Source organism: Pseudomonas sp. GW821-FHT01E05 (genome assembly GCF_059422425.1).
On sequence record NZ_JBWKWW010000005.1, the window covers coordinates 513,271 to 536,758 of the forward strand.

The following is a 23,488-nucleotide window of genomic DNA, read 5'->3' on the forward strand; positions in this document are numbered from 1 at the left end:
ACAGCGAGAGCGGCCGGAATCGATGCGCCGGCAATCATCGCCTCACCCACTGCGGGGTCGTTCGAGCGGATCAGGCCGGGGACGAGAATGAAACAGGCGAAGGGAGAACCCTCCATGGCGTGTAACAACTACATCCATGTGTACGCGACGACATTGGCAGCTCTATGACGCCAAAAACGCGGCGGCAGGTTAAAGCTTGCAGGAGGGATAAGCAATAGCCAATTGCCACTACTTACTTCGAAAGCACTGGCGCGAACAATTCAATGCAGGCTGCCGGTTTTTTCAACATTCAGTTGAGCCAGCCAGGCAGCCTTGCACTCCTCGGCCTCATCACGACTGGAAAACGCCGTGCCGCGCTGCTCGCCATTGAGCAGCACGACCCAGCAGACACTCTGCCCCAATGCTCGCAGGGTGGCCGGCACCCCACTGCCAATCATCACCGCGACATCGACTTTGCTCTGCATGAGGGCTCTCCGTTTTTTTCATTAGCTGCCTAACAGTATCGGCATGTTAATGACTTAACACGGAGGGAAATAGCTATCGCCCTGCACAGGTTTTTTGCATGCCGAGTAACAATCGCTTCATCAGACCTGTGGCGCGTTCTCGGGTTTGTAACCCAAGCGCAGTCCACCCCAATGCCGGCCCTTGACCATGATCGGCACCGACAGGTCATGCATCAACTCGCCGGTGTCGCGGGTATAGGTCTGCAGTAAAACCTCCTGCTGATGGCTGCCACAGCGGATCCCGGTTCTGTCCGCAAACTTTCGTTTGGTGCGGTTTTGCAGCGTATCGGCCTGCGCATCGCCGGTCAGCGGCTGGCTGAATAGCCTATTGTGGGTCGGCACGTAGCCCTGCTGGGTGCAGGCAATGGCAAACACCAGGCCTTCATGACGAGGCAGCAGTGGCTCCTGAATCGCCGGCAATACCTGATCGGTGTAGCGGTCAAAACGGGTCTGGTACTTGGTTGGCGTGGTATTGGGAATAGCCTGATAGCTGCGGTCGAACAGGTCATCCAGACTGACGCGCCGCTGTTCGATATCGGCTTCGAATTGCGCCGTGATCTGTCTCGCACCTTCCCGGGCGAGGTCATAGATCCGCTGGTGATAGTCGTCCAGCCCCACTTCAGCAAGACGTTCGCTGATGGTCTCGGCCTGACCTTCCATCTGCACCGCCGCTTCAGCCAGACGCCGGGTCTGTTGATCGCTGGCAGCCAGGTCGCTGCGCATCTGTTCTACCGCGTGAAACAAGCTGTCGAGCTGTTCGCGATTGGTTTGCGTACCTTTGGCGATGTCGCTCACCTGGCTCTCGACGCCCGCCGCCAGCCGGGCGATGTTCTGCAGAGACTGGCCGGTGTGTTCCACCTGCTCGACCCCGGTGTTCAGATCGCTGGACAACTGGCGAATCTGCTCTACCACTTGCGCCGTGCGCAGTTGAATATCGGCGACCATCACTCCGACCTCGTCGGTAGCGGTCGCGGTGCGCCCTGCCAGACCGCGAACTTCGTCGGCAACCACAGCAAAGCCTCGTCCGTGCTCACCCGCGCGCGCCGCTTCAATGGCCGCGTTCAGCGCCAACAGGTTGGTCTGGCTGGCGATCGACTGAATCACCAGCGTCACCCGCTGGATTTCTTCGCTGCGCACGCTCAGGGCTTCCATCAGTAGACGGCTGTCATTGGCACGCTGGCTGAGCTGATGCATGCGGGTAATGGATTCAGCGAGCACCAAACTTCCCTCGGCACTGCTCTGATGGGCCTCACTGGCCGCGTTCAGAGCTTGTCGACTGAGTTGTGAAGTGGCTTTCTCGGTGTCGATCATCACCTCGGCGCTGCTGACAATCCGCGCAGCAGCATCCAGCTGCGACTGCAGCTTGCCAGCCAGTTGCTTGACCGAAAAGGCCACGCCGGCGGCGGACAGTGCATTGTGACTGGTGGTATAGGAAAGATCGCGAGTCAACTCAGCGATCGCACTGCCGGTGTCCACACGGGTTGCATCGATGCCGGGTTGCGAACGCAGCCGGGGAAGCCAGATGCTCAGCACCACCAGCGGCAGGCAAAGGTAGAGCGACCAGCCGTCGAGTGCCATGCCACTGAGCACCAGCATCAGGACGATGCTTTGCACAGTGGGTGTCAGCCAGCGCAACCCGGCCTTGGGCATTGCCACAGATTGCGGCACTGCGCCAGCCAGAGATCCGTCTCTCGTCATGTTCGTCACCCCCACCGCTTCTATTTATTGTGTCTGCATTAAACGCCGGCACAAGGCCATTATCTATGGTCCCTTAGTCGGGGGGTGCAGCAGATCAATAGAAGTGCACAATGGGTGTCGAGCATCCAACCTGTGGCCAGGGAGCAAGCCCCCTCGCCACAAAGGCCTGTCAGGCCTGGCGCTGGTGCTTGTCGATTTGCTCGTGACGTTCTTGAGCTTCGATGCAGTATTTGGTGGTCGGGCTGATCAGCAGGCGCTTGAGGCCGATTGCCTCGCCGCTGTCGTCGCACCAGCCGAAGGTGTCTTCAGCGATACGGCCCAGAGCCATTTCCAGCTGCGGCAGCATACGCTGGTCGCGATCGATGACGTTGACCAGCCAGTGGCGCTCTTCTTCGACGGACGCTGCGTCGGCAGGATCGGCAGGGGTGTCCAGGCTTTCAATGGCAATACGGCTCTGCTCGATACGCGCGTGGGTTTCGACCTTCATGGCCTGCAACAGCTCAGTGAAGAAAGCCAGTTGCTCGGCATTCATGTAGTCATCCGCCGGCATGGCCAGCAACTTTTCCTTTGTCATTGATTTCTCTATAAAAAATACGTGCATTAAGGCGAATAAGGGAGCGTTCCGGCCGACCTGTTCAGATCTTCGGAAAGGCGCCATACATTCCAAGCGCCACCCGGCACTCAATTTACGAGGGGCGGCAGTCTAAGGCCGGTTTGAGGGCTCAGCAACTGAAATGACAGCGAATTTGTCCAACAAAGCTTGAAAGTGCTCTATGGCAGGCTTTGCGGACGGTAATCGGAGTGTGTTTATAGCAAGAAATTCAATCGGACGGCTCTATATAGAAGACAAACGGCTATGCCACGCGGTCAGGCGTGGCGCAGATCACACTTTTGAGTCGCGATCAGAACACCGTTTCTACCTTCACCCCGCCAATGATTGCCGAGTCGACTTCGCGAACGCCACCGGGATCACGCACGTACTGCAGGTTCGGCCGCACCGTCAGCCAGTTGGTGACATGAAAGCCGTAATACACCTCGGCGCTGTATTCGCTGTTTTGCAACGGAATGCTCGCCGGGTCGTTGAAATCGGTCGCGCCGTTGACCTGGTTCTGCAGTTCTGCCCGCTTACGGAAATCGCTGTTGGTGTGGACGCGCGCCAGGCCGAAGCCGATTGCGTCCTTGGGCCGCGAGTCGAACGGCCCGGTGTAGACCAATCCCGCCTGGACGAAGTTGTCGACCTGATTGGTGTCCTTGTCGTGCAGCGTCAGGTTGGCGAACAGCGACAGACCGCGACTGGCATCACCGCCGTGACTGGTGATCTGCTGCTGCGCCACCAGCCAGTAGCCGGATTTGCCGCTGTGGGATCGAAATTCACCGCCGGTCAAAGGTTGCGGCTGGCCGTTGACGTCCTTGAGCACATCGTTGGCGTTGGCGGTGCTGTAGTAGTAGCCGACGCGGTACTCGCCCGGTAGCCCCTGGACTTTAGGCGACCAGACCAGCTCCACCGGGAATATCGTGCCTTTGGTACCGCTGCCGTCAAGTTTGAAGCCGTTGCCGACCTCCAGGTTCGACGGATTCTGGTTATAGGCGCCGACCTGCACGAAGACTTCGGGATTGAGGCTGTACTTGACCCGTCCGGCCCATTGGCTGACTGGCCAGTTGAACCAGATGCTGCCGGCCCAGTTGCCGACCTGGGAGCCGCAGAAGGTCAGGCTCTGGAAATCGCAGGGGAAGCTGTTGAAGTCCTCGCCCGGACCAAAGCGGCCGACCTTCACGTCCAGTGCGCCATCCTCCAGGAGGCCCTTGCTCAACCACAGTTGCGTCAGGCGCCAGGTCTGGCCACGACCGAAGACTTCCTGGGACGAGGTGTAGCCACCGACTCGTGGGTCGGTGATCCGGTCGTTGGTCAGGCTGCGGCCGTCGCGCTCAGTGATCGCGACCTTGAACAGCGCGTTTTCCAGGCCCATGGCCTTTTGCAGGTCGACTTTCAGGCCAAACACGAACTGCTCGGTCCAGCGTGCAGTCTTGTCATTGTTGAAGCCGCCCTTGAGGTTGCTGGCGAACTCCCCACCGTGCTCTAGCTGGAAGTCATAGCCCTTGTCCAGCAAGTCGGTACGCAGACCGCCCCAGTCACCGGTCAGCCATTTGGAGTCAGCCGAGAATGCCTCCGCCGCATGGCTCTGGCCGACGCAGCCCAAGGCCGCCAGCAGCAGGCAAGGTGAGAAGTATTTTGTGTTTCTAACGCCCATGGCAAAGCTCCCCTTTATTGTTATCAGGATGTTTTTATCAACGTTGAGAGATGTCTTATTGCGCGTTAACCGTAGGAGCAGCCGGTCGACGCTCGATTGCTCGTGATGGGCCGGGGTCGCGCTCGACCAACTCGGTTCATCTGTCGCACCGCGTTATCGTTCATCGCGAGCAATCGAGCGTCGACCGGCTGCTCCTACAGAACGGGGACCAGGACAGGCCCCCGCTTTTTACCAGCCGGATTCAGCGTTTGAGTTTGCGCTTGTTGCGGTATTGGTCGATGACCACTGCGACCACGATGATCAGGCCTTTGATGATGTCCTGAATGTAGGCATCGACCCCCACGAAGGTGAAGCCGCTGGCCATGACCCCGAGGATCAGTGCGCCGATCACCGTGCCGGTGATGCGCCCTACTCCGCCGGCCAGGCTGGTGCCACCGATGACCGCTGCGGCAATCGCATCCAGCTCGTAGGACATGCCCATCCCCGCCTGCCCGGTCGCGGCGCGGGCCGAAGCCACCACGCCAGCCAACCCGGCCAGCAGCCCGGCGATGCTGTAGACAATCACCAGATGGCGCTTGACGTTGATCCCCGAGGTCCGCGCCGCCTGCATGTTGCCGCCGATGGCGTAGGTGTATTTGCCGTACTTGGTGTAGCGCAGGGCAATATGGAAAATCACCGCCACCACCAGAAAGATGATCACCGGCATCGCGCCGTGGCCGATGGCCGTGTACGAATCGGAGAGCATGCTCACCGGCTGCCCCTCGGTGTAGTAGCGCGCCAGACCGCGAGCCGAGACCATCATGCCGAGGGTGGCAATAAAGGGTGGAATCCCGGTGATGGCAATGATGCTGCCGTTGATCGCCCCCGCCAGCAGCCCGACCCCGAGACCGGCGATCACCGGGATCCACACTGGCAAGTCGGTCAGCGATGGAAAGACTGCCCGGGCAAAGTCCGAGGTCTGCGCCAGACTGGCAGCGATCATCGCCGACAACGCCAGCACCGATCCGGAGGACAGGTCGATGCCCGTGGTGATGATCACCTGAGTCACGCCGATCGCCAGCAAGCCAATGATCGACACCTGCAGAATCATCAGCACCAAACGTTGCGAGTTCATCAAAAAGCTTTGGTCGCGAACGATCCAGCCAAACATTTCGAAGACCAGCCCGATGCCGATCAGCACCAGGAAAATGCTCAGCTCGGTCGGAAGCCGCCGGCGCGTCTTGACCGACGCTGCCGCGGGTTTGTTTTCCAGTATCGCGTTCATAGCCACTCACCCTTCTATAGCGTTGCCGGCGACGAGCACCCTCGTCACCCACAGCAAACCGTTTAAATGCATTGAACCGTCAATGAACCACGGACATTCCGGAAGCCAGTTGCATGACCCGCTCCTGGGTCGCTTCGCTGCGATCGAGGGTGCCCATCAGGTCGCCCTCGTGCATGACCATGACCCGGTCGCTCATGCCGAGCACTTCCGGCAGTTCCGAAGAAATCATGATCACCGCCATGCCTTCGCTGGCGAGGCAGGAAATCAATCGGTAGATCTCGGCTTTGGCGCCAACGTCGATGCCGCGGGTCGGCTCGTCGAGAATCAGGATTCGCGGATTGGTCATCAGCCAACGAGCCAGCAAGGCTTTCTGTTGATTGCCGCCGGACAAGGTGTCGATGCACTGCTCCAGCGACGGAGTCTTCACCCGCAGTTTCTTGCACATGTCTTCGCACAGGGCGCGCAGGGCTTTCTGCTGGATAAAGCCGTTGCCGACGTAATGCGGCAGCACCGCCATCTCCATGTTCTCCAACACTGACAGGCACGGGAACAAGCCGCTGAGCTTGCGATCCTCGGTCAACAACGCAAAGCCCTTTTCGATGGCCATGTGCGGATCGCTGATGCGCACCGGCTGACCGTCGAGCCTGATTTCACCACCGTCGCTGGGGGTGATACCGAAAATCGCTTCGGCGACATTGGTTCGCCCCGACCCCATCAGCCCGGCGATGCCGAGAATCTCACCGGCATGCAGGTCGAACGACACGTCCTTGAAAACGCCGTCCAGACGCAAGTCACGCACCGACATCAACAGATCGCCGATTGGCTTCTCGCGAACCGGGAACAACTGGCTCAATTCACGGCCGACCATCATCGAGATCAGGCTGTCGCCATCCATACTGTCGGCCCGTTGCAGGCCGATGTAGGCGCCGTCGCGGAACACCGCCACTTCATCGGCGATGCTGAACACCTCATTCATTTTGTGAGTGATATAGATGATGCCCTTACCCTGAGCCTTGAGGTCGGCAATGATCGAGAACAGGTGGGCGACTTCCTTATCGGTAATCGCCGACGTCGGTTCGTCCATGATCAGGATGTCGGAGTCGTAGGACACTGCTTTGGCGATCTCGACCATCTGCCGCTCGGCGATGCTCAGGTTACCGACCTGCTCCTCGGGATCGAGGTTGATCCGCAGCCGCTCCAGCAGTTTCGCCGTACACCGATGCATTTCCCGGTGATCGATCATGTGCAAACCGTTGAGCTGCTCGCGGCCGATCCAGATGTTCTCGGCGATGCTCATGTGCGGCATCAGGTTGAGTTCCTGGTGGATCATCGCGATCCCGGCCTGCAGCGCTGCAAGCGGTGTCTCGAAGGTCACTGGTTTACCGCGCAGGCGCAGTTCACCAGCATCCGGCTGGTAGATGCCGGCAATGATTTTCATCAGGGTCGATTTGCCTGCGCCGTTCTCGCCCATCAAGGCCAGTACAGAACCCGGACGCACGCGCAGTTGTACATCGGACAAGGCCACCACACCTGGAAAGCCCTTGCTGACGTTGATGATCTCCAGCAGGTACGGCTCATCGACAAGTGTCGCAGTTGGCTGGATACCCACCAACGGGGTGCTCGAAGCAGTCGCTGAAGCGAACATGATCAGGTACTCCATCAGCAAGGTCGCCGTAGCCACCTTGCGTGCTTATTGTTGTTATTGAACGGACCGGCTACTTGAACTGATCGACGTTGTCCGGGGTGATCAAACGGTAAGGTACCCACACGGCCTGCTCCACCGGCTCGTTCCTGGCCATCTTCACCGCCGCATCGATGGAGCCTACGGCCTGGCCTTTGGCGTCCTGGAACACCGATACCGCCAGATCGCCTTTCTTCACCGCGCGCAGGCCGTCGGGCGTACCGTCCACACCTGCGATCAGCACACTACCCTTTTCCACCCCGGCCTGCTTGAGGGCCATGGAAGCGCCGATGGCCATCTCGTCGTTGTTGGAGACGATGGCGTCGAATTTACGGCCCTGAGTCAGCCAGTCGTTCACCAGGGTCATGCCTTTGTCCCGCGACCAGGTGCCGGTCTGCTCCTGCTCGATCTTGATGTTCGGGTACCTGGCCAGCACCTCTTTGACGCCTTTGGTGCGGTTGGTGGTGGAGTTGTTGGCCAGGTCGCCCAGCAGAATCACGATGTCACCTTTGCCATTCATTTTTTCGGCCAGGTACTGCATCTGCATCTGTCCGGCTTCCAGGTCGTTGGACGCTACAGTGATCACGCCCTTGGGCAGCTTCAGGTCATCCGGACGGCGGTTGACGTAGACCAGCGGAATCCCGGCCTTGACCGCCGCTTCAGTGATCTTTTTGGTTGCCGCGGTATCCACCGGGTTGACCACGATGGCATCGACTTTCTGGCTGATGAAGCTTTCAACCTGGCTCAGCTGCTTGACCACGTCGCTGCGCGCGTCTTCGAATTGCAGCTTCACGCCATCGGGCATGGACCTGGCTTTCTGGTCCATGGATTCACGCAGGTAAGTCAGCCAGGTGTCATCGAACTGCGACATGCTCACGCCAATCTTCATGTCAGCGAGGGCAGCACCGCTGGCAAGCATCAGGGACAAGGCAAGCGAGGTAAAACGGATCTTGGTCTTCATGAAACTCTGTCTCCACATTCTTGTTGGTTTTATGGATAAAGCGTTGGACCGGGATCAACTGACCTGCGCAGACAAACGAACGATCGGCGCGCCGGGAATGCAGCACACCAACGCGCCCTTGCGCTCGACGCACAGGAGTCTGGAAAGAGAAAGGGGCATGGACAGGCGCGGACCGCGAAGCAGATCGCGGGGCATTTGGAACGCGGTACGTAAAACTCGCAGAGCAGTGCTGAAGGTTTTCATCGACGGTACCTGTTTGTTTTTGTTGGTTCGTCCTCCACTGCTTCAATTGGCTTGAGGCAGATCGGAACGTTGATAGTCGGCAACCTGGAAATGACTTTATTGGAAAATAATTTCTATATCAACTGATTTTAGAATTTTATTCTGATTTTATTCCATCGATGGAAACGGCACCCAGTTCGACCACTTGATGCCGTTGCGAACTGAGGCGCGCAGCGTCTAGAACACGGGTGCTCGCCAGTGCATCGCGAGGGTCGACCGGCAGCGGGCCAGCGCTCTGCAACGCCTCTTGCAGCTGTAAATAGAACTGGTTCCAGCAGCCACGCTCAGAGGGAATCCGCTCGCGCTCTTCACCTTGCTCGAACCACCCCCAGCGCCGATGCTCTTCAACGCCCCAGCGCTCGCCCTCGGATTTGGGCGACAGACCGGCCAGCGCAGCGGCCTCCTGCCCGTCCAGCCCCTCGACGGTGTAGCAACCCGCTGTGCCGGTGACCCGAAAACGCGGTGCCGGGTTGTTCTGCAGACAGCTGCCCGACAAATGTGAAATCACCCCGTTGGTGTGGGTCAGCGAAACGAAGAAGCCGCTATCCAATACTTGCGTTTGATTGGCGTATTGCAGTTCGGCGTAAACCCGCGCCACCGGCCCGAACAGTTGCATGGCCTGATCCACCAGATGGCTGCCCAAATCGCGCAGGAAACCACCGCCACTGCCGTTACCCACCGATTGCGGCGCATAGCGCTCAATCCGTGATTCGAAACGGGTGACCTGCCCCAGCGCACCGGCCTCCAGCAGTTTGCGCACCGTCAGAAAGTCCGAATCCCAGCGACGGTTTTGATAGACACTCAGTGGAACCTTTTGCCGTTCGGCAGCCGCAATCAGCGCGGCTGCTTGCTGCGCGTCGGCGGCAAAGGGTTTGTCGCTGACCACCGCCACACCGTGTTCGATGGCTTGCAGTACTAACGCCGGACGCCCTTGCAGGGTGGTCGAAATCACCAGCACATCGACCCCGGCTTCAACCAACTGGCCAATAGAGTCGAAAGCCGCAACGCCGGGATAGTCCGTTGCCAACAATAGCCGTCGTTCGGCCGAGCGGGTCACCACGCCGACGAAGGTTGCGGCGGGCAAACTGCTGATCAGCGGAGCATGAAAAAAACGACCGCCATGGCCGTAACCGACAAGTCCGATTCGCATAAGGTTTTCCTTCATCTGATGATCGTTCCCGCGCTCCCGCGTGGGAATGCAGCCCGTGACGCTCTGCGTCACATTGAAACGGACGCGGAGCGTCCAGTGAGACGTTCCCACGCAGAGCGTGGGAACGATCAACGATCAGTGGGAACGATCAGCGGCACAACTCGCGGGTCACCCGCTCCAGCATCATCCGGTTGGACTCATCCGGCCGGTCTTCCCAGGCGAACACCGAGACCGTGGCAATGCCGTCGAACTTGATCTCGCGCAGGGTGCTGAAAAACGCCTCCCAGTCCACTTCGCCCTGACCGATGTCCAGGTGCTGATGCACGGTGGCGGTTACGCCCGGCGGGTTGACGATGTAGCGCAGGCCCGACGAGGCTTTGTGGTTGTAGGTGTCGGCGATGATCAAGTGGGTCAGCTTATCGCCGGCGTACTTGAGCATCGAGGCGATGTCGCCTTTGCCGTCGTCGTAGAAGAAGGTGTGCGGCGCTGCGTAGAGGTAGTTGATCCAGTCGCGATCCAGACCGCGAATGATGTCTACCGATTCGTTGTTGCGTTCGCAGAAGTCATAAGGGTGCGCCTGGATATCGAGCTTGATGCCTTCACGCTCGAACACCGGCATCAGCTCGTCCATGGAGCGCATGAACTGGTTCTCACAGACCAGCGGGTTGTCCGATTGTCCGGTGAACTCGGTATTGACCAGCTCGCAGTCCATTTCCACGGCGATCTGGATCGCGCGCTTCCAGTTGCGCAATGCCGCCTGGCGCAAGCCTTCGTCGGCAGCGGCCCAGTGGTACATCGGCAACAGCGAGGAGAGCTTCACACCCGTGTCGCTGAGGGCCTTGCGAAATTCCTTGATCCGCGCCTTGTCGACTCGCGGTGCCTTGTAGAACGGCAGGAAATCTTCCCGTGGGGACAGTTCGATATGTTCGTAGCCAAGCTCGGCAACCTTGTCGACCATCTTGCCCAGGGACAGGTTGCGGTACATGTAGGGATCTAGTGCGATGCGCATAATTTTTCTCCTTCACCAGCTGCTTGATCGTTCCCACGCTCTGCGTGGGAATGCCGCCTTGGACGCTCCGCGTCCGTCGCCAGGTGACGCAGAGCGTCACGGGATGCATTCCCACGCGGAGCGTGGGAACGATCAGTCCTCGCCTTGATCAGCCGTAAAACTTCGGACGATCCGGCAACCCGACCTTCACGATCGTCCCGCTCTGCTGTGCTGCAACGCAGGCATCCGCCGCCACCGCCGCCGCAAAGCCGTCCCAGGCCGACGGCCCGCCTACTTGCCCGGCCCGTACGCCGTCGATAAACGCCTGCAACTCGACGTCATACGCGGCGATAAAGCGATCCTTCCAGTCCATCAAAATCGCATTGGAGAGTTTGGCGCCGCTGCGCAGTTGCACCTGGGATGGCTCAGGCAGTTTGGCAATACCGGTCTCGCCGACCACTTCGCACTGGATGTCATAGCCATACTGGCAATTGACGAAAATCTCGACGTCGATGCGGGTGCCCTTGGCGGTTTCCAGCAGGACGATCTGCGGGTCCTTCAAGTGAGCGTGGGCCTTGCTGGTCTTGCGCGGGAACACCACCTGGACCGACACATAATCATCGGCCAGCAGCCAGCGCAGCACGTCCAGTTCATGGATCAGCGTGTCGGTGATCGCCATGTCGGTCTTGTAGTTCTCGCCCACGCTCGGGTTGCGGTGCGCGCAATGCAGCATCAGCGGTTCGCCGATCTGGCCGCTGTCGATCACCGCCTTGAGTGCCCGATAGCCCTGATCGTACGGACGCATGAACCCCACCTGCACCAGACGCTTGCCATGGGCTACTTCGGCCTCGACGATCTTGCGGCAGCCTTCGGCGGTCACCGCCAGCGGCTTCTCGCAGAACACCGGTTTGCCGGCGGCAATCGCCGCGAGTACGAACTCTTCATGGCTCGGGCCCCAGGACGTCACCAGAATCGCTTCGACTTCCGGCGCCTTGATCAGCGCATGGCCATCGGGGTAGACCTCGGCGGTCAGTTTCAAGTCGGCAACGACCTTGGCCGCCTGCTCGAGATTGATATCGGTAACGGCCACCACCTGGCTGTTGAGCAGGGTCTGGCTGCAGCGACGGATATGGTCCTGACCGATGGCACCGGTGCCGATGACGCCGATTCGCAACGAATTAGAAAGCAAAGACATGTCTGTTCTCCATTGGAATGTTTGTTGTTGTATCCAGAGCAATCAGTACTGACGGGCCTTGGCCAGTCGTTCATTCAAGGTTTTGGCTACCGCATCGGTGCGTGCGCTGGTGGAGACTTGCGCCACGCCAACGCGCCACCAGGACAGGTATTTATGAATCATTGTTTTGGGCAGAACCTTGATATCGATCAGTGTCGACACCGTCTGCAAACGCGCATCGGCCAGCGCCGCCTGCAGCTCTTCAACCGTGTTCACTTTGTAGGTTTTGCAGCCATAGGCCGCCGCGCTCATGGCGTAATCCACCGGCACAAAACCACCATCGAGCTTGCCGGTAGCAGGGTTGCGGAAACGGAACTCGGTGCCGAAGCTGTCCATGCCGTGTTCCATCTGCAAATTGTTGATGCAGCCGAAGGTCATGTTGTCGAGCAGGATCACGTTGATCTTGCGTCGCTCCTGGATCGAGGTGACCAGCTCCGAATGCAGCATCAGGTACGAGCCGTCACCCACCAGCGCATAGACTTCGCGTTCAGGCTCGGCGAGTTTCACGCCCAGCGCGGCATTCACCTCGTAACCCATGCAGGAATAGCCGTACTCGACGTGATAGGTGTTCACGCCCTTGCTGCGCCAGCTGCGTTGCAGGTCACCGGGCAGACTGCCGGCGGCGGCAACGATAACCGCGTCACCGGGCAAGGTTTCATTCAGCACGCCGAGCACCCGGCTTTGGGTCAGGCACGAGCCCGTCAGCTCGATGAACTCGCGCAGTACCGCCGGGTCCATGTGGTCGTTGATTTCCGGGACGAAGTCCTGAGTCTGGTATTGGACCTGATAAACACGGTCGACCTCGGCGTCCAGTTGCGCCTTGGCCTGGCGCGGTTGATCGCCCCACGCGGAGCGATAACCGGTTAGCGCCAACGCATCGGACAAGGCTTGCAGGCCGGATTTAGCGTCGGCCAGCAACTGCACGCCGTCGAGTTTCAGCGCATCGCAGGGGCTGATGTTCAGGTTGAGAAATTGCACCTCGGGATGCTGGAACAGTGATTTCGACGAGGTGGTGAAGTCGGTGTAACGGGTACCGATGCCGATAATCAGATCAGCCTCCCTGGCCAGCAGATTTGCCGCCAGGCAACCGGTTTCGCCAATACCGCCGACGTTCAGCGGATGGGCTGAAACCACCGCGCTCTTACCGGCCTGGGTTTCCGCGAACGGGATATCGAAACGCTCGGCAAAGGCCTGCAACGCCGCGTTGGCGCCTGAGTATTTGACCCCGCCGCCGCAGATAATCAGCGGTGTGCGCTTGCCTTTGAGCAAGGCCAGGGCATCACCGAGCATCGCTTCGGTGGCCAGTCGGCGGTCGATGCGGTGTACGCGTTTTTGCAGGAAATAATCCGGGTAATCGTAAGCCTCGCCCTGCACATCCTGAGGCAAGGCCAGGGTCACCGCGCCGGTTTCCGCCGGATCGGTGAGCACCCGCATGGCGTGGATTGCTGCGCTCATCAGTTGCTCGGGGCGATTGATCCGGTCCCAGTATTTGCTCACGGCCTTGAACGCATCGTTGGTGCTGATGCTCAGGTCGTGGAACTGTTCGATCTGCTGCAGCACCGGATCCGGTTGGCGGCTGGCATAGACATCGCCGGGTAACAACAGCAACGGAATACGGTTGGCAGTCGCTGTTGCCGCGGCGGTGAGCATGTTCGCAGCGCCGGGGCCGACCGAAGAAGTGCAGGCGTAGATCTTGCGCCGCAGGTGTTGCTTGGCGAAACCGATGGCCGCGTGGGCCATGCCCTGCTCGTTGCGGCCCTGATGCACCACCAGCTCGCCGCTGTCCTGCTCCAGGGCCTGGCCGAGGCCCAACACGTTGCCGTGACCGAAAATGGTAAATATCCCGGCGACGAATTTACTCTCGACTCCATCCACCTCGACGTACTGGTTATCGAGGAATTTCACCAGGGCCTGGGCCATGGTCAGTCTTGTAGTAGTCATGCTTGCACCTTGTGTGAATGCAAATCCAGAGATTGACCGGGATCAAGTGTGGGAGCGGGCTTGCTCGCGATGTCGATGTACCAGACGCCACCGTGTCGCGCCCATCGCGAGCAAGCCCGCTCCCACATTAGATCCGGGCAATCCATTAACCGTGTCAGGCCAGCGCGTGCTTCAGGTGATCCATGCTCGCGCCAATCGCCTGCTGGATATCCGCCAGCCCATGCACGCTTTCGGCAAACGGTTCAAACGACAGGTAGCCCTTGTAGCCGGTACTGAGCAAGGTATCGATCTGCGCGGCATTGCCTAAAATGTCCGCCTCGCCCACCAGCACCCGATGACCGTCGCGAATGGTCGCCAGCGGTGCTTGTGCATCCTCGACACCGGAGATGTGCACCAGCCCGGTCAGCTCGGGGAAGAATTCATGCTCGCAGGCCAGGTGATGGTGAAAGGTGTCATGCACCAGGCGGAAAACATCCAGCCCGCCAATCGCCTTGATCGCATCCACCGCCGTGCGTTTGCGCCGCAGTGAACACTCCTCAAAACCCAGCGGTTCGATAAAGCCGAGAATCCCGTACTCGCGCAGGATCGGCGCCAGTTCGCTCAGTGCCGTGCGCAACCCGGCGTTGCGCTCTGCCTCTGTGCGCGGATCGGCACGATCATTGAGCGGGCACATGACCAATCCTTCCGCACCGCAGTCGCGGGCATAGGCGGCGAGCTTGATGGTTTGCGCCCGGCGTTCGTCGTTCCACACATCGAACGGATACAGCGCGTTGATCGACAGCACCTTGATCCCTTGGGCCGCGCACAACTCACGGACCCGAGCCGGCGGCGTACCGTCTTCGATCTCGACACCTTTGAGGTCGTTGCGGATCTCGATGGCATCGGCTTTCAAGGTCACCGCCAGGTCAATGAAGTCCGGCAGTGACAAACGTGGGGCAACCATACGATTCAGGGCGAAACGCAGGGGCTGGCTCATTTTTCTTATTCTCCGCATTGAAGGTTATGCATTCGGGGTAAACGCTGAATTACTTGGCAGTCGGCATGCTGAATTCCGGGCCTTTGGCGATGCTGTCAGGCCAGCGCTGCATCACGCTTTTGTAGCGGCTGTAGAAACGGATGCCTTCTTCGCCGTAGGCATGGTGGTCGCCGAACAGCGAGCGCTTCCAGCCGCCGAAGGAATGCCAGGCCATCGGTACCGGAATCGGTACGTTGATGCCGACCATGCCGACCTTGATGCTGCGCGCGAACGCCCGGGCGATGCCGCCGTCGCTGGTGAAGCAGGACACGCCGTTGCCAAACTCGTGAGCGTTGATCAGTGCCACGGCGCTGGCGAAATCCGCGACCCGGACAATGCCCAGTACCGGACCGAAGATTTCCTGCTGGTAGATGCTCATTTCGGTCGTGACCTTGTCGAACAGCGTCGCGCCGACAAAGAAGCCGTTCTCTGCACCCGGCACTTTGAAGTGTCGACCGTCGACAATCAGTTGCGCGCCCTGGGCCACACCCTCGTCGATAAAACCTTCGACCTTGGCCTTGTGCTCGGCAGTGACCAGCGGCCCCATGTCGCTGTCGCCCTGCATGCCGTTGCCGACCTTGAGCTGGTCGATGCGTGGCAGCAGCTTTTCGATCAGTTTGTCAGCGACGTCGCCCACCGCCACGGCAATCGAAATCGCCATACAGCGCTCACCGGCCGAACCATAAGCGGCACCGATCAACGCGTCGGCGGCTTGATCCAGATCCGCGTCGGGCATGACAATCATGTGGTTCTTCGCCCCGCCCAGCGCCTGCACGCGTTTGCCACGCGCGGTGGCTTGCTGGTGGATGTACTCGGCGATCGGCGTCGAACCGACAAAGGAAATCGCCTCGACGTCCGGGTGTTGCAGCAAACCATCGACCGCGCTCTTGTCGCCCTGAACGACGTTGAACACGCCGTCCGGCAGACCGGCCTCGGTCAGCAGGCGCGCCATCAGCAAACTGGCCGAAGGGTCGCGCTCCGACGGCTTGAGGATGAAACAGTTACCGGTCACCAGCGCGATCGGGATCATCCACAACGGCACCATCACCGGGAAGTTGAACGGGGTGACGCCGGCGCAGACGCCCAGCGGCTGACGCAGGTTCCAGTTATCAATGCCGCCGCCGATGTTGTCGCTGAACTCGGTCTTGAGCAGGCTCGGCGCACCGCAGGCGTACTCGACGATCTCGATGCCGCGAGTGACCTCGCCTTTGGCATCGGAAAAGACTTTGCCGTGTTCGCGGCTGATGATTTCCGCCAGCTCATTGTGATGACGATCCAGCAGTTCCTTGAACTTGAACATCACTCGCGAGCGACGCAGGGACGATTGTTCGGACCAGGCCGGGAACGCCTTCAAGGCCGACGCGACGGCTTCGTCGATGGTCTTCTGGCTGGCCAGTCCGACCCGTGCCTGAACGCTGCCATTGGCCGGGTTGAAGACATTGCTGAAGCGTTCGCTGCCACTGTCCTGCACCTGGCCGTTGATGTAATGACCGATTACCTGGGCGTCACTCATTGTTCTTGTTCTCCGTCTGAAAATTAAAAGCGCAGTAAGGCCTACAGATCCAGCAGCCAGCTGTGCTGCGGGTCGTTATGGAATTGCCAGACGCGTTTGGGCCCGGCCATCACGTTCAGGTAATACGACTCGTAACCGTAGGGCACGCTGACCGGGTGATAGCCCTTGGGTACCACCACCAAATCACTGTTTTCCACGGCCATGGCCTGGTCGATGCTGCGGTCGTCGGTGTAGACCCGCTGAAACACAAAGCCCTGGGGCGGGTTGATCTGGTGGTAATAGGTCTCTTCGAGAAAGCTCTGGTGCGGCAAGTCGTCGGTGTCGTGCTTGTGCGGCGGGTAGCTCGACGAATGCCCGGAAGGCGTACGCACCTCCACCACCAGCAGCGAATGGGCCGGCTCGGTGTCTGGCAGGATGTCGCAGACATAACGGGTGTTGGCGCCTTTGCCGCGCACGCTGCGCTTCATGTTCTGCGGTTTGATCAGCCGTGGGCCGAGGCCGTTGGTGGTCGAACCGGGGGCGGCGCAGACGGCGATCTGCACATCGCTCAAGGCGACCACATGCGCCTGACTCTGCGGTGGCAAGTAGGCGGCGAACGGAGACTTGTCCTCGAACACCGACTGCCGGTCGCCGATGTTGTCCCAATTGAACGCACCCTGCCCCGGCGCTTCGCCCTGAATCGTGACCCGACCACTGAGCAGCACCAGACATAGTTCTTTATCACCAGCGCGGACCGGCAGGGTTTCGCCAAGGCTCAAGCGGTAGGCGGCGAACCCGACGTACTCCAGCTCACCGGCACCCAGCTCGACCATGGTCTGGCCGTGCGCCTTGCTTTTGACCAAAAGACTCATTTTCCAGTGCTCCGGTTAGATACGGCGGCATTGAGCAGACCACGCAGCGTGTCGTAACCCTTTTTCGCGTAGACATAACTCGGTGCAACGGCCGGATCCTGCTCGGCCTCGACCACCAGCCAGCCGTGATAATCGGCGGCCAGCAGCACGTCGAGCAGCGCGGCAAAGTCGATATCGCCGTCGCCGGGCACGGTAAAGGTGCCGTTGATGATGCAGTCCGGGAAACTCCAGAGGTTGTTGCGCGCCAGCTGCACCACCGGTTTGCGCACGTCCTTGAAATGCACATGGCAAACGCGGTCGATATGTTTGCGCAGCACCTCAAGGGGTTCGCCGCCGCCCATGTAGCAGTGACCCGAATCGAACAGCAGGCCGACTTCGCTGCCGGTCAGGCTCATCAGCGTGTCGATGTCCGTCGGCGATTCGACGTAGGCACCCATATGGTGGTGGTACGCCAGGCGCACGCCCTGGGACAAGGTGAAACGCGCCAGCTCCGTGAGCTTGTCGGCGTACTCCTGCCAGGCCTGTTCGGTATGCAAACGCGGGCGTTCGACCAGTGGAATGCGCTGGCCCTGAATCGAATCGGCGACTTCTCCGTAGACCAGCACCTTCGCGCCGTTCCTCGCCAATAGCTCGACGTGACTGCCGATGGCGTCGATTTCCTCGGCCACCGAACGCCGGGCCAGACGGCTGGAGTACCAACCGGAGACCAGCGCCAAGTCGTAGGGCCGCAGCACATCGCCGACACCTTTGGCGTCTTTGGGAAACTTGCCGTTGAGCTCGAAACCTTCGTAGCCGATCTCCTTGCCCTCGCTCAACGCAGTGCTCAGCGGCGTTTCACCGCCCAGCGATGGCAGGTCGTCGTTGCTCCAGGAAATCGGGTTGATGCCAATTCGGATTGCGGGCATGGCTGCACCTTTTATTGTTTTTACATTAACCATTGAATGTGGCGCAGAACCCTGTGGGAGCGAGCTTGCTCGCGATAGCGGTATGACGATCACATTGATGTTGAATGTGCCGCCGTCATCGCGAGCAAGCTCGCTCCCACAGGTCCAGTGTCCACACACAAATCAGTTTCAAGCGCGAGCAGCGCGCCAGGCCTCGATCAATTCGACAAAGGTGCCCTGCACCCGCTGGATCAGCGCTTCATCATCGATTTCACCGGCCATCCAGGCCCGGCTGGGTTCCTGAAAAATCGTCCGGCCGACAGCAAAGCCACGGCAGGTCTTGCTCTGACTGGCCTGCTGAAAACCTTCGGCAAGGGCTGCGGCCGGCGCATTCAGGCCCAACAGCACCACGCCCCGGCAGTAAGGGTCGCGCTCTTGAATCAGTGCATCGAGTTGCTCCCATTCGGCTGCACTTTGCGCTTCGATCTTCCACCAGGCCGGGAAGATGCCGAGGTTGTACAGGCGCTTGATGGCGCGATAGAGCACGTCCGGATGAGGCGAGGGATGATCTTTGGGCGGGATGATTTCCAGCAGCAATTCATGGCCGCTGACTTGCGCCGCCTGATACAGGCCCTTGATTTGCGCTTCCTGTTCCAGACGCAGCATCGGCTCGTCGTCAGGATGGAATTGCACCAGGCATTTGATGATCTGCTCCTGAGGCCAGGCGATCAGGTTGCTGCCGATCGAACGACCGTGCTCGAAAGCCAATGGCCGCGAACCCTGGACTTCCACCGGACGCGCGACCCACCAGCCGCGACCGGTGGCGGCGTTCAACGAATCCTGACCAAAGCGCTGATCGGCCAACAGCCCGACATCCGCTTCAATGCCTTGCTTGCGCAAATCGGCCTCGACCCGCTCCACGGCTTTGATGAACAACTGCTTGAGTTGGCAAATGCTGTTGAGGTCACGGCCGCCCTTTTGCGCCAGTTCGACCAGTTGCCCGCGATGGTCGAAGGCGAAGATAAACAGTTGCTTCCAGGCTTTGCGCGGCACACTGACCTGGTGCAGGCGTTGCAGCACCACGTCCTGATCGGGTCGGGTAATCGGCACCGGGCTGTTGAACAGGTAATCCAGTTCGGCAGGGGTCGGCATCGCCGGGGCACAGGCATGCCGCGACACCACCAGACCGCCGCAGGCATTGGCCAACTGGCAGCAACGCTCGTCGTTCGCATCCTCCAGCCAACCGCTGAGGAAGCCCGACATAAAGGCATCGCCGGCCCCAAGCACGTTGAGTACTTCGACCTGTACACCGGGATAGATCGCGCCGTCTTCGAGACGCACCGGGATCACCCCGTGAATCACCGTGCAACCTTGCGGACCAAGCTTGACCACCAGGGTTGCGGCAGTCAGCGAACGCACCGTGCGTAGCGCAGTGAGCAGGTCTTCGCTGCCGCCGGCAATCAGAAACTCTTCTTCAGTGCCGACAATCAGGTCAAAGCCGGGGAGAATTTTCTGCACATGCTGGCTGACCTTCTGGTCGGCGACGAAACGGGTTTCGCCGTCAGCCTTGCCGGCCAGGCCCCAGAGCACCGGGCGGTAGTCGATGTCGAGAACCCGTTTGACGTTGTGCTTGCGGGCATATTCCAGCGCCTGGATGCTCGCCTTGTACACGCCGTCCGTGGAGAAATGCGTGCCGGTGATCAGCAAGGCTTTGCTGGACGCGATGAAGGATTCCTGGATGTCTTCAGCGCGCAACGCCATGTCGGCGCAGTTTTCGCGGTAGAAAACCAGGGGAAAGGTTTCGCGGTCCTTGAGACCCAGCAAAACCATGGCGGTCAAGCGTTCAGGATCGATTTTGATACCGCTGATGTCGCAGCCTTCGCGGGCCAGGGACTCGAGCAGAAAACGACCCATATGGTCGTCCCCTACCCGGCTCAACATCGCCGATTTAAGGCCCAGGCGTGCGGTACCAAAGGCGATGTTCGCCGATGACCCCCCCAGGTATTTGGCGAAACTGCTGACATCCTCGAGCCGCGCACCCACTTGCTGTGCGTAGAGGTCGACGCCAAGGCGCCCGAGGCAGATCAGATCCAATTGACGCCCACTGGCAAAACGAGTCTGGCCCATGCTGGCTCCTGTTATTTTTATCAGCCTGCGTTCGCCGCTGTGAAGGCGCCGAACACTCTTGGTGTGGGGCCAGACTAAAACGTCTCGCGGCGCCAATCAATATTTATTCTATAAATTTTTTACATGGAATATTTTTTCCAATAAACTTTGCCAGGACTGATCCAGACACAGTGGATCGATTCAGCAATCCATCACCTGACTTCACACTCAAGATTTTATTTGCGCCTACCCTGTAGACTGCGCACAGCCAACCTATTGTCGAGGGCCGGCATTCACCAGCCGTCCCTATAAGAACAAGCCAGAAGGATTTTTTATGTCCCGCACCGATCAGCCGGCTACGCCCGAGAGTCCGCCCGAGAGCGACCTCCTCAGCCCCCCGATCAATGCCGAGCGTCTGCTGCAGCTGATCACCGACGAATACGAAAGCCTGCCGCGCCAGCTCAAACGCATCGCCAGCTACATGAGCCAGCAAAGCGACCGGATCATGGTCGACCGCATCAGCGACATTGCTCGTGAATGCGAAGTGCATCCCTCGGCCATCGTGCGCTTCTCCCAGCGCTTCGGCTTCAGTGGCTTCAGTGAGATGCAGGCGCTGTTTCGCGAGGCCTACACCCACAAAACCACGCCGGTGCAGAACTACCAGCAGCGCATTCGCAGCATGATCGCCAACAAGTCGCAGAAAGCCAGCGGCGGCGATCTGGCGCGCGAATGCGTCAACGCCACGCTGTCAGGCATCGAGCGTCTGGGCCTGGAACTGGACGACCAGGCGTTCGACAAAGCCGTGGATCTGGTGGTGAATGCGGACAACATCTACGTCGTCGGCGTGCGTCGCTCATTCGCGGTGGCCGATTACCTGGTCTACAACCTGCAACACACCAACAAACGTATTCACCTGGTCTCGGGGCTGGGCGGCAGTTATCGCGAACAGATGCGCAGCGTGCGCGCCAACGACCTGGTGATCGCCATCAGCTTCACGCCGTACGGCAAGGAAACCCAGCACTGCCTGCGTATCGCCCAGCTGCATCAGGCGAAAACCCTGATCATCACCGACAGCAACCTTTCGCCCCTGGCCAAGCGGGCCAATACGGTGCTGCTGGTCAATGAGGGCAGCTCGTTCGCCTTCCGCTCGCTGAGTGCGACCTTGTGCTTGTGTCAGGCGCTGTTTATCGCCGTGGCCTATCGACTGGAATTGAAGGTCGATGAGATTCACGAGCAGGTGGGGTTTGAGGATTAGCGCAAGCTGACTACTTCGCGTGGTGAGTGTGGGCCTGTAATGAACCCGGAACCCCGGTACGCACCAGCCCGCCCTTCTCGATCCAGCTCAGGGTTTGCTGATAGGCCCGTTGCAGCAACTGATCGGTCTGGCTGAAGTCGAACACCGAAATCCCCAAAGGGCACAGCGGCGCGACCACATGGATGTCGGCCCGCGGCGAATACAGCTCAATGTCCCGCACCAGTTGCCCCATGCTCATCAGGTTCAGGGTATGTAGCGCCAGCGCCACCAGACCGGCCGGCGGGCGCGGACAGGCGCAACCGAACCCGGTTGGCACCACCACGACACGCGTCGCCCCAAGAGATACCGCACTGGCGATCGGCGTGTTGCTGGCCACGCCGCCATCAACCAGCCATTTGTCGCCGATTTGCACGCAAGGAAACACCAGAGGGATAGCCGCGCTGGCCAGCAAGGCCTGTTCGGCACTGCCGCTCGACAGCAGTTCTTCGGCGCCAGTGAGCTGGTTGGTGGTGACGATATACAGGGGCAGCTCGGTGTCTTCGATCAACGTGACCGGCAGCGCGCGGCGCACCAAATGCTCCAGCGCCGAAGACTGCAGCAAAAAACCTCGATGCCGCAGGATCGCGGCCAGGGTATCGATCAGCGAGAACGGAAACACATCCCCCTTGTGCAAGCCTCGCCAGAAGTCCGCCAGCTCGGCGACGCCCCGGGCATTGGGTTTGGCCGCGAAATACGCGCCATTGATGGCCCCCACCGACGCGCCGATCACCAGATCGAAAGAAACTCCGGCCTCGACCAGCGCCCGCAACATGCCGACCTGAACAGCCCCCAGACTGCCGCCGCCGGCCAGGACCAGCGCGGTTTTAATGGCGGACATTTCAGGCCTCCTGCTTCAACTCAGCCCATGGATTAGCAAGCATAGCTGGCGAATGGGCACCCAACCCGGGCATAAACTTCCTGTTCAAGAGGATGGTAAACCCTGAAGGTTTACCGCTAAATTAGCCCCCGTCATCGCACCGTTGCTCATCACAAGGAGCTGTACATGAAGCTGATCGGAATGCTGGATTCACCTTACGTTCGACGCGTCGCCATTACCCTGAAATGCCTGGATATCCCGTTCGAACATGCGTCGATATCGGTGTTCCGGGGGTTCGAAGAATTCCAGCGGATCAATCCGGTGGTCAAGGCTCCGACGCTGGTTCTGGGCGACGGCGAAGTGCTGATGGACTCGAACTTGATCATCGAGTATCTGGAGGCGTTGGCCGGCCCCGGCAACAGCCTGATGCCCGCCGACCTGAATCAGCGCCTGCGTTCCCTGCGGCTGATAGGGCTGGCAATGGCAGCCAACGAGAAATCGGTTCAGATCTATTACGAGAGGAACCTGCGACCTGCCGAGAAACAACATGCGCCGTGGCTGGAGCGTGTTCATGGGCAGTTGCTGGCGGCGTATTCCGAGCTGGAACGAGAGCTGCTCAGACAGCCGCTGAAAATGGACGGCTCGATCGCTCAGGACGGCATCACCCTCGCCGTCGCCTGGAGCTTTACCCAACTGGTGATCGCCGACCAGGTCGACGTTGCGCAGTTCCCACTGGTCAGTCGTTTCACGGCATATGCCGAGCAACTCGAGGCGTTCATCTCGACTCCGGCGACCTGAAGCAGGACTTCTGATCGTTCCCACGCTCCGCGTGGGAATGCCGCCATGGACGCTCCGCGTCCGCCTTCGGCTGTGACGCAGAGCGTCACGGGATGCGTTACCACGCGGAGCGTGGGAACGATCTGACATGCGTTGGAACGATCTGAAACAACACACTTCAAACCGGAAAGTTGGCCCGCAACGCCGACAGTCCCTCGCGGTAGATGCCGGTGAACAGCTCCACCGCCGCCTCGTCGCTCACGCCGACCGGTGTGAAGCG

Annotated in this window: 20 protein-coding genes; 2 read left to right on the forward strand and 18 right to left on the reverse strand. The window is 59.9% G+C overall.

The features are described from left to right. Positions 1-260 precede the first annotated feature (260 nt). The 17 genes from AC07W5_RS14255 to AC07W5_RS14335 form a co-directional block, all read right to left on the reverse strand. Positions 261-464: a hypothetical protein gene (locus AC07W5_RS14255; RefSeq protein ID WP_494995605.1), complete on the reverse strand. Its 204-nt coding sequence runs from the start codon at positions 462-464 to the stop codon at positions 261-263. A gap of 120 nt (positions 465-584) precedes the next feature. Beyond that, a complete protein-coding gene (locus tag AC07W5_RS14260; RefSeq protein WP_495023617.1) occupies positions 585-2,201 on the reverse strand; it encodes a methyl-accepting chemotaxis protein in 1,617 nt (538 codons plus the stop codon). Between the two features lie 169 nt (positions 2,202-2,370). Beyond that, positions 2,371-2,775 (reverse strand): TraR/DksA family transcriptional regulator, encoded by a 405-nt coding sequence (locus tag AC07W5_RS14265; RefSeq protein WP_150644317.1) that lies wholly within the window; start codon positions 2,773-2,775, stop codon positions 2,371-2,373. Positions 2,776-3,103: 328 nt separating this feature from the next. Beyond that, the gene (locus tag AC07W5_RS14270; protein ID WP_495023618.1) at positions 3,104-4,450 is read right to left on the reverse strand and encodes a carbohydrate porin; all 1,347 of its coding nucleotides are present in this window, start codon (positions 4,448-4,450) and stop codon (positions 3,104-3,106) included. Positions 4,451-4,691: 241 nt separating this feature from the next. Beyond that, positions 4,692-5,714 carry an ABC transporter permease gene (locus AC07W5_RS14275; RefSeq protein ID WP_494995602.1) on the reverse strand — a complete coding sequence of 341 codons (1,023 nt, stop codon included), beginning with the start codon at positions 5,712-5,714 and terminating at the stop codon, positions 4,692-4,694. A 79-nt stretch (positions 5,715-5,793) separates the two neighbouring features. Then, positions 5,794-7,359 (reverse strand): sugar ABC transporter ATP-binding protein, encoded by a 1,566-nt coding sequence (locus AC07W5_RS14280; protein ID WP_494995601.1) that lies wholly within the window; start codon positions 7,357-7,359, stop codon positions 5,794-5,796. 70 nt (positions 7,360-7,429) lie between these two features. Beyond that, a complete protein-coding gene (locus AC07W5_RS14285) occupies positions 7,430-8,356 on the reverse strand; it encodes a sugar ABC transporter substrate-binding protein (protein ID WP_495013330.1) in 927 nt (308 codons plus the stop codon). Between the two features lie 54 nt (positions 8,357-8,410). Next, positions 8,411-8,599 (reverse strand): hypothetical protein, encoded by a 189-nt coding sequence (locus AC07W5_RS14290; RefSeq protein ID WP_495013331.1) that lies wholly within the window; start codon positions 8,597-8,599, stop codon positions 8,411-8,413. Positions 8,600-8,735: 136 nt separating this feature from the next. Beyond that, complete coding sequence (locus AC07W5_RS14295; protein ID WP_494995598.1) at positions 8,736-9,788, reverse strand: Gfo/Idh/MocA family protein; 1,053 nt, start codon at positions 9,786-9,788, stop codon at positions 8,736-8,738. 148 nt (positions 9,789-9,936) lie between these two features. Then, a complete protein-coding gene (locus AC07W5_RS14300) occupies positions 9,937-10,797 on the reverse strand; it encodes a sugar phosphate isomerase/epimerase family protein (protein WP_495023619.1) in 861 nt (286 codons plus the stop codon). 148 nt (positions 10,798-10,945) lie between these two features. Beyond that, entirely contained in the window at positions 10,946-11,971 is a 1,026-nt protein-coding gene (iolG, locus tag AC07W5_RS14305; RefSeq protein ID WP_495013334.1) for a bifunctional inositol 2-dehydrogenase/D-chiro-inositol 1-dehydrogenase, read from the reverse strand. Positions 11,972-12,013: 42 nt separating this feature from the next. Beyond that, complete coding sequence (iolD, locus tag AC07W5_RS14310) at positions 12,014-13,951, reverse strand: 3D-(3,5/4)-trihydroxycyclohexane-1,2-dione acylhydrolase (decyclizing) (protein WP_495023620.1); 1,938 nt, start codon at positions 13,949-13,951, stop codon at positions 12,014-12,016. A gap of 154 nt (positions 13,952-14,105) precedes the next feature. Then, complete coding sequence (locus AC07W5_RS14315) at positions 14,106-14,927, reverse strand: TIM barrel protein (protein ID WP_495023621.1); 822 nt, start codon at positions 14,925-14,927, stop codon at positions 14,106-14,108. A 49-nt stretch (positions 14,928-14,976) separates the two neighbouring features. Beyond that, positions 14,977-16,479 carry a CoA-acylating methylmalonate-semialdehyde dehydrogenase gene (locus tag AC07W5_RS14320; protein ID WP_495023622.1) on the reverse strand — a complete coding sequence of 501 codons (1,503 nt, stop codon included), beginning with the start codon at positions 16,477-16,479 and terminating at the stop codon, positions 14,977-14,979. Positions 16,480-16,520: 41 nt separating this feature from the next. Then, a complete protein-coding gene (gene iolB / locus AC07W5_RS14325) occupies positions 16,521-17,330 on the reverse strand; it encodes a 5-deoxy-glucuronate isomerase (protein ID WP_495023623.1) in 810 nt (269 codons plus the stop codon). Further along, positions 17,327-18,235: a myo-inosose-2 dehydratase gene (gene iolE / locus AC07W5_RS14330; RefSeq protein WP_495023624.1), complete on the reverse strand. Its 909-nt coding sequence runs from the start codon at positions 18,233-18,235 to the stop codon at positions 17,327-17,329. The genes iolB and iolE overlap by 4 nt, the downstream gene beginning before the upstream one ends. 168 nt (positions 18,236-18,403) lie before the next feature. Then, the gene (locus AC07W5_RS14335) at positions 18,404-20,341 is read right to left on the reverse strand and encodes a bifunctional 5-dehydro-2-deoxygluconokinase/5-dehydro-2-deoxyphosphogluconate aldolase (protein ID WP_495023625.1); all 1,938 of its coding nucleotides are present in this window, start codon (positions 20,339-20,341) and stop codon (positions 18,404-18,406) included. 313 nt (positions 20,342-20,654) lie between these two features. Between AC07W5_RS14335 and AC07W5_RS14340 the strand changes: the two genes are divergently transcribed. Further along, positions 20,655-21,575, forward strand: coding sequence for a MurR/RpiR family transcriptional regulator (locus tag AC07W5_RS14340; RefSeq protein WP_494995589.1), 921 nt, complete (start codon positions 20,655-20,657; stop codon positions 21,573-21,575). Positions 21,576-21,585: 10 nt separating this feature from the next. On the opposite strand, the gene AC07W5_RS14345 is transcribed toward AC07W5_RS14340, so the two are convergent. Further along, positions 21,586-22,452 carry a patatin-like phospholipase family protein gene (locus AC07W5_RS14345; RefSeq protein WP_495023626.1) on the reverse strand — a complete coding sequence of 289 codons (867 nt, stop codon included), beginning with the start codon at positions 22,450-22,452 and terminating at the stop codon, positions 21,586-21,588. A 165-nt stretch (positions 22,453-22,617) separates the two neighbouring features. Here AC07W5_RS14345 and AC07W5_RS14350 point away from each other — a divergent pair, with 165 nt between their 5' ends. Then, complete coding sequence (locus AC07W5_RS14350; RefSeq protein WP_495023627.1) at positions 22,618-23,229, forward strand: glutathione S-transferase; 612 nt, start codon at positions 22,618-22,620, stop codon at positions 23,227-23,229. Positions 23,230-23,488 lie beyond the last annotated feature (259 nt).